Annotated in this window: 16 protein-coding genes; 3 read left to right on the top strand and 13 right to left on the bottom strand. The window is 67.8% G+C overall.

Features of this window, described 5'->3' with window-relative positions:
* The first annotated feature begins 152 nt into the window (after positions 1 to 152).
* The 3 genes from L1892_RS03045 to L1892_RS03035 all read left to right on the top strand — a co-directional run bounded on the left by L1892_RS03045 (position 153) and on the right by L1892_RS03035 (position 2,070).
* Positions 153 to 878 carry a cutinase family protein gene (locus L1892_RS03045; protein WP_235721945.1) on the top strand — a complete coding sequence of 242 codons (726 nt, stop codon included), beginning with the start codon at positions 153 to 155 and terminating at the stop codon, positions 876 to 878.
* Positions 879 to 976: 98 nt separating this feature from the next.
* On the top strand, positions 977 to 1,588 hold the full coding sequence (locus tag L1892_RS03040; RefSeq protein WP_235721944.1) for a dihydrofolate reductase family protein: 612 nt from the start codon (positions 977 to 979) through the stop codon (positions 1,586 to 1,588).
* A gap of 5 nt (positions 1,589 to 1,593) precedes the next feature.
* Positions 1,594 to 2,070 (top strand): SRPBCC family protein, encoded by a 477-nt coding sequence (locus L1892_RS03035; RefSeq protein WP_235721943.1) that lies wholly within the window; start codon positions 1,594 to 1,596, stop codon positions 2,068 to 2,070.
* A 19-nt stretch (positions 2,071 to 2,089) separates the two neighbouring features.
* On the opposite strand, the gene L1892_RS03030 is transcribed toward L1892_RS03035, so the two are convergent.
* From L1892_RS03030 to L1892_RS02970, 13 genes are all read right to left on the bottom strand, one after another.
* Positions 2,090 to 3,571, bottom strand: coding sequence for an MFS transporter (locus L1892_RS03030; protein ID WP_235721942.1), 1,482 nt, complete (start codon positions 3,569 to 3,571; stop codon positions 2,090 to 2,092).
* 68 nt (positions 3,572 to 3,639) lie between these two features.
* A complete protein-coding gene (locus L1892_RS03025; RefSeq protein ID WP_235721941.1) occupies positions 3,640 to 4,182 on the bottom strand; it encodes a hypothetical protein in 543 nt (180 codons plus the stop codon).
* Between the two features lie 115 nt (positions 4,183 to 4,297).
* Complete coding sequence (locus L1892_RS03020) at positions 4,298 to 4,660, bottom strand: nuclear transport factor 2 family protein (protein WP_235721940.1); 363 nt, start codon at positions 4,658 to 4,660, stop codon at positions 4,298 to 4,300.
* Positions 4,661 to 4,743: 83 nt separating this feature from the next.
* Positions 4,744 to 5,367 (bottom strand): glyoxalase, encoded by a 624-nt coding sequence (locus L1892_RS03015; protein ID WP_235721939.1) that lies wholly within the window; start codon positions 5,365 to 5,367, stop codon positions 4,744 to 4,746.
* A gap of 54 nt (positions 5,368 to 5,421) precedes the next feature.
* Positions 5,422 to 6,120 (bottom strand): YoaK family protein, encoded by a 699-nt coding sequence (locus L1892_RS03010; RefSeq protein WP_235721938.1) that lies wholly within the window; start codon positions 6,118 to 6,120, stop codon positions 5,422 to 5,424.
* On the bottom strand, positions 6,117 to 6,554 hold the full coding sequence (locus L1892_RS03005) for a RidA family protein (RefSeq protein ID WP_235721937.1): 438 nt from the start codon (positions 6,552 to 6,554) through the stop codon (positions 6,117 to 6,119). The genes L1892_RS03010 and L1892_RS03005 overlap by 4 nt, the downstream gene beginning before the upstream one ends.
* Entirely contained in the window at positions 6,541 to 8,142 is a 1,602-nt protein-coding gene (locus tag L1892_RS03000; protein ID WP_235721936.1) for a gamma-glutamyltransferase family protein, read from the bottom strand. Before L1892_RS03000 ends, L1892_RS03005 begins: the two co-directional genes overlap by 14 nt.
* The gene (locus L1892_RS02995) at positions 8,139 to 8,495 is read right to left on the bottom strand and encodes a Rieske (2Fe-2S) protein (RefSeq protein ID WP_235721935.1); all 357 of its coding nucleotides are present in this window, start codon (positions 8,493 to 8,495) and stop codon (positions 8,139 to 8,141) included. The genes L1892_RS03000 and L1892_RS02995 overlap by 4 nt, the downstream gene beginning before the upstream one ends.
* A 28-nt stretch (positions 8,496 to 8,523) precedes the next feature.
* The gene (locus L1892_RS02990; protein WP_268899814.1) at positions 8,524 to 9,981 is read right to left on the bottom strand and encodes an aldehyde dehydrogenase family protein; all 1,458 of its coding nucleotides are present in this window, start codon (positions 9,979 to 9,981) and stop codon (positions 8,524 to 8,526) included.
* Between the two features lies 1 nt (position 9,982).
* Complete coding sequence (locus L1892_RS02985) at positions 9,983 to 11,206, bottom strand: NAD(P)/FAD-dependent oxidoreductase (protein WP_235721934.1); 1,224 nt, start codon at positions 11,204 to 11,206, stop codon at positions 9,983 to 9,985.
* Positions 11,203 to 11,577, bottom strand: coding sequence for a Rieske (2Fe-2S) protein (locus tag L1892_RS02980; RefSeq protein ID WP_235721933.1), 375 nt, complete (start codon positions 11,575 to 11,577; stop codon positions 11,203 to 11,205). Before L1892_RS02980 ends, L1892_RS02985 begins: the two co-directional genes overlap by 4 nt.
* Before the next feature lie 71 nt (positions 11,578 to 11,648).
* The gene (locus L1892_RS02975; RefSeq protein WP_235721932.1) at positions 11,649 to 12,368 is read right to left on the bottom strand and encodes an iron-containing redox enzyme family protein; all 720 of its coding nucleotides are present in this window, start codon (positions 12,366 to 12,368) and stop codon (positions 11,649 to 11,651) included.
* Positions 12,369 to 12,551: 183 nt separating this feature from the next.
* Positions 12,552 to 13,001, bottom strand: a complete 450-nt coding sequence (locus L1892_RS02970) for a GlcG/HbpS family heme-binding protein (RefSeq protein WP_235721931.1) — start codon at positions 12,999 to 13,001, stop codon at positions 12,552 to 12,554.
* Positions 13,002 to 13,133 lie beyond the last annotated feature (132 nt).

The following is a 13,133-nucleotide window of genomic DNA, read 5'->3' as shown; positions in this document are numbered from 1 at the left end:
GGGATGTTTGTTCCCGGTGATATTTTGCCAGGAGCGGACAGTTCGTGTGGCGCCGATTACATTCGACATCACAACGACCCATCCGCCGCTCAGTCCCAGACGAATGGAGCACGTATGGGTCCGTTCTGCTGTCTCACCTGAGGAGTGCGTGTATGACCATCTCGACCTTCGCCCGCCGCGCCGCGGTGTCGATGGCCTGTCTGGCCACGGCACTGAGCGGCGCACTTGTGTTCTCGAATGCCCCCGCCAGAGCCGCATCCTGCGCCGACGTCGAGGTGATCTTCGCGCGCGGCACCATCGAACCGGCACCACCGATGGGATTGACCGGGCTGTCGTTCTCCGAGGCGGTGCGCTCGCAGCTGCCCGGCAAGACGGTCAGCAGCTATGGCGTGAACTATCCCGCCAGCGACCAGTTCAACAATCGCCTCGCCATCGCGAACTCGGTGGCCGTGGGCGTGCGGTCGGCGCAGACGCGCATAAAGTATCTTGCCGCCACGTGCCCGGACACGAAGATCGTGCTCGGCGGTTACTCGCAGGGCGCGGCCGTCGCCGGGTTCACCACCGCGACCGGCATCGACGTCCCGAACGAGTACCGCCAGTACCGCAACCAGGTGCCACCGCCGCTGCCGGCCGACGTCGCCGACAACGTCTCCTCGGTAATCCTGTTCGCGCCGCCGTCGGACCGCTTCCTGCGTGACATCGGCTCGCCGGCCATCCAGGTCGACCGCGAGTACCGGGGCAAGACCAAGACGTACTGCATCCCTGGGGACAACATTTGCGACGGGTCGCCGGTGGGCCAGCCCAACGGGTTGCACGTGCTGTACTCGGTCAACGGGATGACCCTCGACGCCGCCAACTATGTGAAGGCGCACCTCTGACCCGACCGAACGAGCCATCGCCGCCCCGCCGACTGACCAGGTCGCCGGGGCGGCGATGATTTACGCGGCGCCGCTCGGTCTGCATCAACATGACCCGAATGATCGCGGACATCTCGATGTCGGTCGACGGCTTCGTGACCGGCCCCGACCCGGGGCCGCAGAACGGGTTGGGCACCGGCGGCGACGCCCTGCACACATGGGCATTCTCCGACGATCCCGAGGATCAGCGCATCCTGCAGACGGCGACCTCGCGATCGGGTGCGGTGGTGATGGGCCGGAATCTGTTCGATGTGGTCGACGGGCCGGGCGGCTGGGACGACACTGTCGGCTACGGCGCGACCGAAGCCGCCACCCCACCATTCGTCGTGGTGACCAGCACACCCCCGACCGACATCCGACTCACCCACCTCGACTGGACGTTCGTCACTACCGGACCATCCGATGCCGTCGCTGTCGCACGCGATCGAGTGGAGGCCGCGGCGAGCGACAACGATCTCGACGTGGTGCTCATGGGTGGCGGTGCGCTCATCGGTTCTGCCCTGGCAGCAGGGCTGGTCGACGTGCTGTCGCTGCATCTCGCGCCGGTGGTGCTGGGATCGGGGACACCGCTGTTCACCTCTGCGCCGTGCGGTCTGGAACAGCAGAGCGTGATCGCGACGTCGACGGCCACCCATCTCACCTACGACGTCATCGCAACCGGCGCCAGGTGACCGCGATGCCCACCGACGACACGACCAGCGCCACGCTCATTGTTGCGGCGGCGGTCGACCATGTTTTCGCGGTGCTGTGCGACCCCGGGACGCATGCCGCCATCGACGGCACCGGCTGGGTGCAGGCATCCGTCGATCGTTCTCCCTTCGACCACGCGGGACAGGTGTTCCGGATGTCGATGTTTCACCGCAATCACCCCGACGGCGACTACCAGGTGGCCAATCAGGTGCGGGTGTTCGACCCGCCGCGCACCATCGCGTGGACTCCCGGCACCGAGAACGGTGACGGCACGCTAAAGTTCGGCGGCTGGATCTGGCGCTACGATCTCGCCGTCATCGGGCCGCGCCGCACCGCGGTGACACTCACCTACGACTGGTCGGCGGTACCCGACCGGATCCGGGAGTACCTGCAGTTCCCGCCGTTCGGGCCGGACCATCTGGTCAACTCGTTACGGCATCTCGCCGAGCTGGCCGTCCGCTGACCACCACTGCCGAGCGTGATCACCGGACCGAGCTGCGGTCCGATTCGGGTTGCTGGCACCCGTGATTGACCGCGGGTTGCACGTGCGGGGTGAACCCGGCGGCGGTGCGGATACTGATGGCCGCGATCAGGCCGCCCAGTGCGCAGCACCCGGCAGCGATCAACATCGCGGTCGAAAAGCCCGGGCCGAGCGGCGCGCCCGGGCCGGCATCGAGCCCGGCGACCACCGGGAGCACGGCCACGGCCAGCAGACCCGCGACCCGCGCCACGGCGTTGTTGACACCGGACGCGGTGCCGGCCCGGCCGGGCTCCACCGCACCGAGCGCCGCCGCGGTCAGCGGCGCGACGGTCACCGTCATGCCGAGCCCGAACAAGATCACCGCGGGCAACACCGCACTCACATAGCCGGCTCCGGGGACGATGCGCGCCATCAACGCCAACCCGACCGCGGCGATGCACGGTCCCACCGTCATCGGCAGCCGCGGACCGGTGACCTGAGCCAACTTGCCCGACCACGGCGAACCGAACAGCATGATGACCGTGGCCGGAACCGTCGCCACGCCGGCCTCGAGCGCCGAATAGCCCAGGCTCTGCTGCAGCTGCAACGCCAGCAGGAACAGCGCACCCCCGAGCGCGGCGTAGACCATGAGGGTGGTGAGGTTGGCACCGGTGAACTGCCAGGATCGAAACAGTCCCAGTGGCAGCAACGGCGACTGCGCACGCCGTTCGATGACGACGAAGGCGATCAGCGCGACCGAGCCGAGTACTGCCGAGCCGATGATGAGCGGGCCCCATCCGCGCGTCGGTCCTTCGATGAGGGCATAGATCACGCCGGACAAACCCAGCGTCACCGCCACTGCCCCACCGATGTCGAGGCGACCGACCATCCGGGCGTCGCGCGACTCGGCGACATGTCGCAGCGCGATCGCCATCGCGCCGAGAGCGAGCGGAACGCTGAGGAAGAACACCCACCGCCAAGATGCGGTATCCACCAGCCATCCACCCACGAACGGCCCCAGCGCGCTTGTCGCACCGGACATCCCCGCCCACAGTCCGATGGCGCGACCGCGATCGGACTCGGAGATCTCGGCGTCGATCAGGGCGAGGCTGCCCGGCACCACCGCAGCCGCGCCGAGGCCCTGCAGGATGCGGGCGGCGATCAGCACCCCTTCGGTGGGGGCCAGGCCACAGGCCATCGAGGCGATCGCGAAAACACCGAGCCCGAGCACGAACACGCGGCGACGACCGTATCGATCACCAGCCACACCGCCCGCCAGCAGCAACGCGCTCAGCGTCAACAAGTAGCCGTCGAGCACCCACTGCTGCCCGGTGAGCCCGGTGTCGAGGTCACGAGCGACGGCGGGCAGCGCCACATTGACCACGGTGCTGTCCAGGAATGCGACACCCGAACCGAGCACGGCGGCCCCGATCAGCCATCGACCTTCGGGAGAGGAGGCAGCGACACCGGGGAGTTCTGCCCGGCCGGGCTCGGACGCGGTCATGATCTGCCCACGTCGGCGAGTCTACGTCGCGACATCCCGGCAACAGGTGGTGTCACCGACGCGGAGCACTAGGCCGATGACCCGTAATCCAGGCCGTCACCCAGCACGAATGCACCGGTCAGGCCGTAGAGGTCCGGGTCCAGGTTGCAGACGCTCATCACGGCATAGAGTCCGTCGGGGATGTCCTCGAAGGTGCCGGTGACGACGCCGTCGCGATTGGCAAGCCGCGCCAGGTGGGTGGCGGTGATCGCGTCGGCATCGCGTAGCGCTTCCAGCAGGGCGACCACGTTGACCGATTGCCCCTGCACCAGGGCGATGATGTCGGGACCGATGATCGGCGCCGCCTTGACCGCGTCGATCACCGCCGAGGTACAGAAGCCCGGGACCAGTCGGCTGATGCGCGGCACGTCGGTGACTGTGTAGCTGATGGTTCGACCGCTCACGTCGATGGAGTAGCCGACGCCGTCGGCCAGGCCCACCACTGGCGTCGTGCCTGGTCGGAGTGGTTGAGCGTGGGCGACGGCGGTGCCTGAGAAGGCAAGGGTGAACACGGCCACCACCGTGAGTGCACTGCGCACGAGGACGTTACAGACGAGGACATTGCGACGCATCGTGACTCCTGGGTCAGGTGTTTCCCCCTGAAGCCGCACCGTAGTGGTGCCAATCAGGTCGCGGAGCGTTTTCGCGAGAATCGGGTCGATCGACCCAGTTGCCGCCGTACCCGGGCTATCCCTGCACCGTCGCCACCCAGTACTCGACGAACCGGCGGTCACGTGCACGCAGGATGTCGTTGCCCAGGAAGCGGTGTCGCTGACCGTCGCGCATCCCCGCCCCGATCCATCGGGCGGCGACGTACACGCCGTCGGTCACCGGGGGCACCTCGATGGTGAACTCGATCGCGGTGAACATCTCTTTGGTCTCGGCGACGACCGCGGCGAGTTCGGTCGGGCCGTGCACATCGTGGCCGGGCCAGTGCCCGACGAAGCCTGCGGACACCAGGCCGTGGGCGATCTCGGCGAGGTCGTCGGCGCCGGTCGGGCCGTTCCACAGCTGGTCGATCCAGCGGCGATAGAGATCGGGAAGTGCCATGTGCTGCTCCTGGGCTGCTCGCTCCCAGGTTACGCCGACGGCCCACACCGGTAGAAGAGTCGGCGGCCGGGCTGATCGATGTGTCAGCCCGCCACGTCGGCGTGCACCTGCCAGACGAAACCATCAGGATCGGTGAACGCGCCTGCATCACTGGTGATCTCGAGACGGTGGGCGCCACTACCGGCGGGATCGACACCGGCGTCCTTTGCGGCTGCCTTGCGTCCGTAGAGGGCGAGGGTGATGGCGTCGGCACCGCCGGCGAACTCGACATACTTGCGGCCGAAGCTCTTCGCAACGGTCAGCCCGTGGTCGACATAGAACTTCTTGCTCGCGGCGACGTCGGTCGCGCCGATGAGCAGCACGATGTCATCGATCTGCCGCGCGGGCGCGCCGGTCTCCTTCTTGCTCGAGGAGGCGACCTTCCACAACGCCCCGTCGGGTGCGGCCACCACACCGCCGTAGCCCCAGAACGACTTCTTGGCGGGTTTGATCGCGGTGGCGCCGGCGGCGAGGGCGGGTTCGATGAGGGAGTCGACCACGGCAGGAACGGGCACCACCAGCGACAGCACATAGCCGCGGAAGCCGCTGGAAGGACTGTCGGAGGTGCGGAACCGGAGGCGGTCGCCGATGCCGAAGGCGCTGTCGTAGAACGCCTTCGCAGCGGCAGTGTCGGGAACGTCGAGGGTGAGTGCGTCGATGGATGTCATAGACGATGACGCTAGGCGGCCCGAGGGCACCTCGGCTTCTCGATTCCTGACCGATCAGTGCTGCGATCGGACATGCCCGACGACGGTGGCACTCACCCCCACGGCGGCGGCGACGACGAAGACCGGCCACAGCGGCCCGATCGTCAGCAGGAACGCCCCGACCAGAGCACCGAGGAAGATGGCGCCGATCGCCAGCAAACGCCGGTTCGCCAACGTGCGCCAGCTCGGTCGCGACCAGAATTCGATGGCCCATACGGTGATCGTCGACGTGACGACGACGGTGGTCATCTCGGCCACCCCCACCTTGCGCGCCACCGCGGCCTGCACACCCATCGCGGCCGCGGTCAACACCGCCGCGGTGATCTGCGTTGTCTCGGTCAGCGTTACGACACCGACGACACCCGCACTGGCCGCGACCATCGCATACGACGCCAACAGCATCACGGTGACCCGAGTGCTCCATCCGCTCCCATGCCCGCGCAACACGAGTCCGCCCAGGCCGGCACCGACGACGAACGCGACCAGGGCCAGGACGGGCCCTAACACGGGCAGGCCGTCGGCACCGGCGGCACCCATGCCGAGAATCACGACGTTGCCGGTCATGTTGCCGACGAACACCTTGTCGAGCCCGAGATAACCGCCGGCGTCGACGATGCCGGTCACGAAGGTCAGCGCCACCATCAGCCCCAGGTGCAGCGACGCGTCGTCGCGGCGCCTCACCGACTCCGTCGCGCTCACGGTGGTCGTCGTCATCGGGTGACCGCCTCGGCGATCAGCGCGACCTCGACCGGAGCAGCGTCGGGCAAGGCGTACACCCCGACGGCGCTGCGCGCCGGGAGGCCCGGCCGATCTGGATGCGCGGCCAGCACATCTGAGGCCCCGTCGGCGACCGCCGACAGGCGGGTGAAGTCTGCGGCACAGGAGATGTAGACGGTCATCTCCGCGCAACGGAGGTGTTCGTGTGGCTCGAGCATGGCGCTCGCCGCGGCGAGCGCATTGGTGACCGCGAGCGCGGCCGCCTCCCGTGCCCGGTCCAGGTCCACCCGGTCACCGACGCGGCCCACCACGACGAGTTCACCAGAGCGGCGCGGGGTCATCCCGGCGGTGCGGATCGTGTTTCCCGAGCGGGTCGCCGGGATGTAGTTTCCGCGTGGAACCGGGACCGCGACAGTCTCATTCGAGACCAAGAGCCACACCTTCCTGTCGAGGGTCACTGCCGCCGAGCAGGGACCCGCCGGGGTCGACCGTGATCACCTGGGCACTGCCGCCGATGGACCCGGCCGGATGCACCCGCACGTCGTGACCGCGCTCGGCCAGCGCCACGCGTGTGCTTTCGGGCATCGTGTCCTCGACACGCAGCCGCGGCCGCGCCCCGACGACGTTCGCATCCGAGCCGGGGAACACCGTGAACCGCGGCGCCGCCACCGCTTCCTGCGGGTCGAGACCGTGGTCGAGCAGATGCGAGAGCACCTGCATATTCCACTGCACCTGCCCGTCGCCGCCGGGGGTGTTGCCCACCGACACCAGGCCGCCGTCGTCGTCGGTGGCCACCCAGGCGTTGAGCGTGTGCAGCGGTTTGCGCCGCGGGGCCACTTCGTTGGGGTGTCCGTCGATGAGATAGGCCCCTCGACCGAGCCGGTTGTTCAGCACGATGCCGGTGCCGGGCACACTGAATTTCGCCCCGAAGGTGAACGCAAGTGAATGAATGAAGCTCACCGACCGTCCCTCGTCGTCCACCACGACCAGTGAGGTGGTGTCGCCGCCGGTCACTGCGAACTCGCGCTCGGTGACCGGGTCGTCGGCGAGCTGCATCCGTTGCTCGGCCAGGCGGGCCGGGTCAAGGATCTGCGCGATACCGCCGTTGTCACTGCCGCACAGAGCGAATCGGTCTTCGAATGCGACCCGCGCGGCATGCACCATCCGGTCGACCGCCTCGACACTGAGCCACGGCACCATACCGAGGTCGTCGCCGAGCAACGCGGCCTGGTGCAACACCATCCACCCCGCCGACGGCGACGGCGTCTGATGAATGACGGTTCCCGCGTAGCGCAGGGTGATCGCATCCTCGGGCTCGACATCCCCACCGGCGCACCACTCGTCGCCGGAGAACGGGGCGCCCGCAGCGACCAGGGCGTCGACGCAGCGCTGCGCCAGCTCACCGGTGTACATCGCGTGGGGATCGTCGGCCAGCATGCGGATCGTCTGGGCCAACTCGGGTTGCGGACGCCGCTGCCCGACGATCGGTACCCGCCCGTCGTCGGTGAACACCGCACGGGTCAGCGGATCGGCACCGATGGCGTCGATCGCGTCGGCGACATCATCGCGGGTCTTCGCCGAACACGGGATGCCCCGCTCGGCCATCCGAGCCGGCCCCGCCCACAACTCCGACAGCGGCCGCGACGCCCCACCCGCATGCAGGGCGGCCAGGGCAGCCGGCGCACCCGGCACGGTCACAGCCAGCGCACCGTCGAGCGGGATGGCCTCGAGACCCTGCGCGCGATAGAACTCCGGAGTGCCGCCGTCGGGTCCGTAGCCGCTGCCGTTGACCGTCCACACCCGGCCGTCGGGTTCGCGCACCACGGCGAACGCGTCACCACCGATGCCGCATTGCCCCGGCAGGGTCAGCCAGGTGGTCGCCGCCGCGGCGAGGGCCGCGTCGACGGCATTACCGCCCGAGGCCAGCACCTCCAACCCGGCCGCGCTGGCGAGCGGATGGCTGGTGGCCACCATGCCGCGCGTCGCGATGGTCGGCGGTCTGCCCTGCCCGGCGATCATGCCTGCCGGGCCTTGCGACGTCGCGGTCCCTCCGGCGGTTCGGCGGGGTCGATACCGACAAAGATCTCGCCGTCGCGTTCCTCGCACGGGTAGGTCTTGATGGGCTCGGTCGCCGGCGGGCAGATCGGCTCACCCGTCGCCAGATCGAAAGCACTGCCGTGGCAGGAGCACCCGATGCCGTCCTGCACCAGTTTGCCCGACGAGAGCAGGCAATCCAGATGCGAGCAGTAGTTCGAGGTGGCATACGCCGTGCCGTCGAGGCGTGAGATGGCGAACTCGTAGTCGTCGGCGTAGAACCGGCGGACGATTCCCTCGGGCACCTGACCCGATCGGGCGACTCTTCTGAAATCCATGGTGATACTCCGTGTCGTGCCGTCGGCGTCAGCCGGCCGGGGTCAGGTAGATGGTCTTCTCGGCCTGATAGAACTGCATCATCGAAGATCCGGCCTGCTCTTTGAAGGTCTGCGTGCTCGACGCCTTGTAGCCGCCGAACGGGGCGTTCATCGCCATCCCGGTGGTCGGTTGGTTCACCTTGACCAGTCCGGTTTTCGACGCCGCGGCGAACGCCATCGCCCGGCCGAGGTCGGCAGTGATGACCGCGGCACTCATGCCGAAGCGGGTGTCGTTGGCGATGCGCAGGGCGTCGTCGACGTCCCGCGCCCGCTGGAAGGCGAGGACGGGCCCGAAGATCTCCTCGCGCACGATCCGCATGTCCGGGGTCGTGTCGGTGAACACCACGGGGGCGGCGAAGTAGCCGTCGGACTCCGGGACCGGGACGTCGACATCGTGTCGCAGTGCGCCTTCGGCGACACCGATCGACACGTACTCGCGGTATTTGGCCAGCTGCGCCGCACTGGCCAGTGGACCCATCGTGACGTCGTCGTCGATGCCGGGTCCGAGGCGTAGCGCCGAGGCCTTCGCCACCACCGCTTCCACCAGGGCGTCGTGGATCTCGTCGACCACCACCACCCGGCTCGTTCCGGTGCACGCCTGCCCGGACAGGCCGAAGGCACCCTTCACGATGGCGGTTGCGGCGAAGTCGAGGTCGGCGTCGCCGAGCACCACGGTCGGGTTCTTGCCACCCATCTCCAGCTGTACCCGGCGTTGCGGTCCGACGCCGGCATGAATCGCCGCGCCCACGTCCGTGGAGCCGGTGAAGGTCACCGCGGTCACCCGGTCGTCGGTGGCGACGGCCGCTCCGGCGCCACCGCCACCCTGGATCAGCGCGATCGCCGTCGGCGGCAATCCGCCGGCGATCAGCGCCTCCACCAGCCGCTGCCCCATCAGCGGGGTGACCTCGGATGGCTTGAACAGCACCACATTTCCGGCCGCGAGTGCCGGCCCCAGCTTGCGGGACGGGATGTTGAGCGGAAAGTTCCACGGAGTGATGGCGCCGACGATGCCGACGGGTTCACGCACGGTGTACACCATCGTCTGTCCCGCCGCGGGATAAGTCGCGCCACCCGATCGCAACGCCTCGGCGGCGTAGAAGCGCATGTTCATCGGTGTTCGGCCGACCTCGGTGGTCGCTTCGGCCCGCGATTTGCCTTCCTCACGAATCAGTTCGGTGATCAACTGGTCGGCTCGGGCCTCGAGGGCATCCGCAGCGCGTTCGAGGATGCGGGCGCGTCGTTCCGGCGGCGTCCCGGCCCACTCGGGTGCGGCCTTCTCCAGGGCGTCGACCGCGGCCGCCACGTCCTGTGCGGTCGAGTCCGGAAAGACGCCCAGCACTTCCGTCGGGTGGGCGGGGTCGACGCTGCGGAACGTGTGGCCCGAAGCAGACGGCACCCATTGGCCGTCAACCAGATTCGATCCGGTCGTGATCTCGATGTTCGTCATGTCAGCTCACCATCTCCTCGCCCAGTTCCCAGAGCTCGACGTCCTCGTCGGTCAGCGCGGTGGCATCGACGCTGCGGCCGATGAGTTCCCGCGCGGCCATGATGTCCTCACCGCGGTCGACGGCGAACGCGCCACTGAGTTGCCCGCCGGTGAGGTAGAACGCGGTGAACTCGTGGTCGGCCATGTCGCCGCGCACCACCACGTCGTCGGCGGTGGCGGTGTTGCCGGCGAACTGCAGGTTGCGGTCGTACTGATCCGACCACAACCAGTGCGGTCCGTCCTCGACAACCGGGTCGCCCAGGATGGCTCGGGCCACCGCGGCGGCCTGCCGGTTGGCGTTGTCGAAATGTTCGACTCGCACGTGCCGGCCGGCGGCATCGGAGAAGCGGGCCGCCACATCGCCGGCCGCATAGACACCCGGCGCATCGGTGCGGCCGACCGCGTCGACCAGGATGCCGTTGCCCACGGCCAGGCCCGCCTCGGCGGCGAGTTCGACATTCGGTTCGATCCCAACACCGACGATCACGTCGTCGACGTCGAGCACGGTGCCGTCGGTCAACGTCAGGCGCACCCCGTCCGCTCCGGCATCGACGTCGGAGACACCCACGCCACAGTGGAATCGCACACCGTTGCTGCGGTGGAGTCCGGCACAGTAGCGCGCCATCTGCGGGCCGAGGCGTCGCTCCAGGATGGTCTGCTCCTGTTCGACAACGGTCACCTGTGCTCCGAGACCGGTGGCGGTGGCCGCGATCTCGAGGCCGATGAAGCCACCTCCGACAACCGCGATCCGACTGCCGGCCCCCAGTGTTGTACGCAGGCGCTCCGCGTCGTCGACGGTGCGCAGATGATGGATGTGTGGCGAGTCGGCGATCCCGGCGAGCCGCCGGGGTCGGCCACCGGTGGCCAGCACGATGGCATCGGCACTCATCGACGAACCATCGGCGAGAGTCAGCGTCCGCCCGCCGGCGTCGAGACTCGTGACCCGTGCGCTGGTGCGGATGTCGATGTCGTTGTTCGCCAGCCACTTCGGCGCCAGCAGTGCCAGCGGTTCGAGTGCGCCGTCGCCGGCGAGGAATTCCTTGGACAGCGGCGGTCGCTGATACGGCAGATGTCGCTCGTCACCGAGAATGGTGATCGAACCGTCGAACCCGCGTCGGCGCAGGGTGCGGGCGAGAACCGCGGCCACCTGTCCGCCGCCGACGACGGTCACACTCTGAATCGTCATGAGATCTTCCTCTGGTCGCCGGCGGCCGCAGCGCGCGCAGCCAGGTTCACATAGATGGTGTCGCCGTCGAGACGTACGTCGTAGGTTGGTTGGCAGAGATCCTGGTCGGCTTCGTAACCGGTCTCCAGGTCGAATTGCCATTGGTGGCCGGGACAGATCACCCGGCCGTGCAGGATGGTGCCCTTGACCAGCGAACGGTCCTGGTGCACACACAGATCGGCGAAGGCGTAGATGCGATCGCCGGCAGCGAAGAGGGCGATCGCGGTGTCGTCGATCTCGACGCGGAGTTTGCGTCGCCGACCCAGTTCCTTGATGGTGGCCGCCGGCCGCCACGTGTCGCCGCCGGACGGCGCAATGGGTTCGCTGGCCATGTCACTCACTTTCGTCGAATCGCAGTACCCGTGGGAGACACCGCAGGCGACGTCTCCCACGGATGACCGGGTCACACTGTGGCCAACTCCAGGTCGTCGGCGACATAGGTGTCGTAGAGACCCTTGGTGTAGGAGAACCGCATCTCCGCACCCCACTGCACCAGCTTCAGGCAACGCTGCTGCAGCGCCGGCGTATCGGCGCAGTCGAGCACGATCTGGTAGCCACGCTCGCCGTGCACCACATCGGAGGTGATGTGCAGATCGAAGAACTCGATCTCGTCCTCGGTGAAGCCGTACACCTCACGCAGCGGGATGATCTGCTTCTTGTAGATGCTGGGCACCTGCGACTCCAGTCCCACCACCAGCGCGGCGGTCGCGACCACGAAGTGTTCGCGCTGCGACACTGCGTAGCACCACGACTGCAGACCGCGGGTGATCGCATTCATGTTGTCGGGGTTCTCGATCCGCTCCTTGGTGGTGCCACAGGCCTCACCGAATTTGATGAGCAGATCGGTGTGCCGGATGTCGGCGAGCTCTTCCTCGTACATGTTCTGCAAGGTGAAATCCTTGGCATCGGTGAACTCGTCGGGGGTGTTGGCGTAGATGTTGGCCAAGTAGTCGGCAAACGGACCAACGTAGTGGAAGTGGTTCTCCGCCCACCGCGCGAAGTGCTTCTTCTCGAGTTTGCCCTCGGCCCAGGCCTTGCTGAACGAGGCGTTCTTCGCCTCGCGGCCCTTGATGGCGTCTTCGAGAGCGGCGCGGAACTCATCGCGCCCGAGCAGAGTCGACATGGGTGTTCCCTTCATGGACTGGTGGCCGGGGATCGGCCGAGATCTCGCAACACTGCGAGTAGGACTGTCGAAAACCGATATAAACCAGGCTGTTTCGACCAACTTCAGGCTAGGGACGTGACGGCGTGGTCTCCACGGTCAGAATGACCCGACAACCGCCCGATGGCTGGCCAGAGTGCACGGTCAGTGTGCGGCGGCCGCCACGACGGCGTCGAATTCGGCGAGCATCGCCGCACCGACAGCCTTGTCCTGTTCACCGTTGCCGCCGCTGATCCCGACGCCGCCGACGATCTGCCCGTCGACCAGCAGCGGGAACCCACCGACGAAGGTGGCGAACTTGCCGGGCAGCATGTGGCTGATGCCGAAGGCCTCGTTGCCCGGCAGGGCCGGACCGTTGGGCGGCTCGTTGAACAGGTGGGTGGCGCGTTCGTGGCCGGCCGCGGTGAACGCCTTGGCGATCGAGATCTCCACACCGGTGAGCCGCGCCCCCGGAAGTCGGTGCAGCGCGATCACATTGCCGCCGTCGTCGCACACGCAGAGGGTTTGCCGGACGCCGATCTCCTCGGCTTTGGCGCGGCCGGCCGCGAGGACCGGGAGCGCGTCGTCGAGGGTGATCCGCAAGATTCGATGCATGGCTGTCGTCTTTCCTGTGAGGCTTCTCGGGGAGGATTGCCGCCGGAATGGCGTACTCGACATGTAACCGGACAGAGCCACGAAGCGTGAGGGTCACAGTGACCTGAGGATCGTGGTCTAATAGGCCAATCT

The organism is Gordonia tangerina (assembly GCF_021556435.1).
GTDB lineage: Bacteria > Actinomycetota > Actinomycetes > Mycobacteriales > Mycobacteriaceae > Gordonia > Gordonia tangerina.
The sequence above is the reverse complement of the archived record's forward strand: the minus strand, read 5'-3'. Positions and strand labels throughout refer to the sequence as shown.

What these genes read in the sequence shown, in the direction of transcription:
- L1892_RS03025 (WP_235721941.1), bottom strand. Translation starts at nt 4,182, where the DNA reads ATGCGTCGCAATGTCCTCGTCTGTAACGTCCTCGTGCGCAGTGCACTC.
- L1892_RS02985 (WP_235721934.1), bottom strand. Translation starts at nt 11,206, where the DNA reads ATGACGATTCAGAGTGTGACCGTCGTCGGCGGCGGACAGGTGGCCGCG.
- L1892_RS03035 (WP_235721943.1), top strand. Translation starts at nt 1,594, where the DNA reads ATGCCCACCGACGACACGACCAGCGCCACGCTCATTGTTGCGGCGGCG.
- L1892_RS03040 (WP_235721944.1), top strand. Translation starts at nt 977, where the DNA reads ATGATCGCGGACATCTCGATGTCGGTCGACGGCTTCGTGACCGGCCCC.
- L1892_RS02975 (WP_235721932.1), bottom strand. Translation starts at nt 12,368, where the DNA reads ATGTCGACTCTGCTCGGGCGCGATGAGTTCCGCGCCGCTCTCGAAGAC.
- L1892_RS03045 (WP_235721945.1), top strand. Translation starts at nt 153, where the DNA reads ATGACCATCTCGACCTTCGCCCGCCGCGCCGCGGTGTCGATGGCCTGT.
- L1892_RS03015 (WP_235721939.1), bottom strand. Translation starts at nt 5,367, where the DNA reads ATGACATCCATCGACGCACTCACCCTCGACGTTCCCGACACTGCCGCT.
- L1892_RS03010 (WP_235721938.1), bottom strand. Translation starts at nt 6,120, where the DNA reads ATGACGACGACCACCGTGAGCGCGACGGAGTCGGTGAGGCGCCGCGAC.
- L1892_RS03030 (WP_235721942.1), bottom strand. Translation starts at nt 3,571, where the DNA reads ATGACCGCGTCCGAGCCCGGCCGGGCAGAACTCCCCGGTGTCGCTGCC.
- L1892_RS02970 (WP_235721931.1), bottom strand. Translation starts at nt 13,001, where the DNA reads ATGCATCGAATCTTGCGGATCACCCTCGACGACGCGCTCCCGGTCCTC.
- L1892_RS02990 (WP_268899814.1), bottom strand. Translation starts at nt 9,981, where the DNA reads ATGACGAACATCGAGATCACGACCGGATCGAATCTGGTTGACGGCCAA.
- L1892_RS03000 (WP_235721936.1), bottom strand. Translation starts at nt 8,142, where the DNA reads ATGATCGCCGGGCAGGGCAGACCGCCGACCATCGCGACGCGCGGCATG.
- L1892_RS02980 (WP_235721933.1), bottom strand. Translation starts at nt 11,577, where the DNA reads ATGGCCAGCGAACCCATTGCGCCGTCCGGCGGCGACACGTGGCGGCCG.
- L1892_RS02995 (WP_235721935.1), bottom strand. Translation starts at nt 8,495, where the DNA reads ATGGATTTCAGAAGAGTCGCCCGATCGGGTCAGGTGCCCGAGGGAATC.
- L1892_RS03020 (WP_235721940.1), bottom strand. Translation starts at nt 4,660, where the DNA reads ATGGCACTTCCCGATCTCTATCGCCGCTGGATCGACCAGCTGTGGAAC.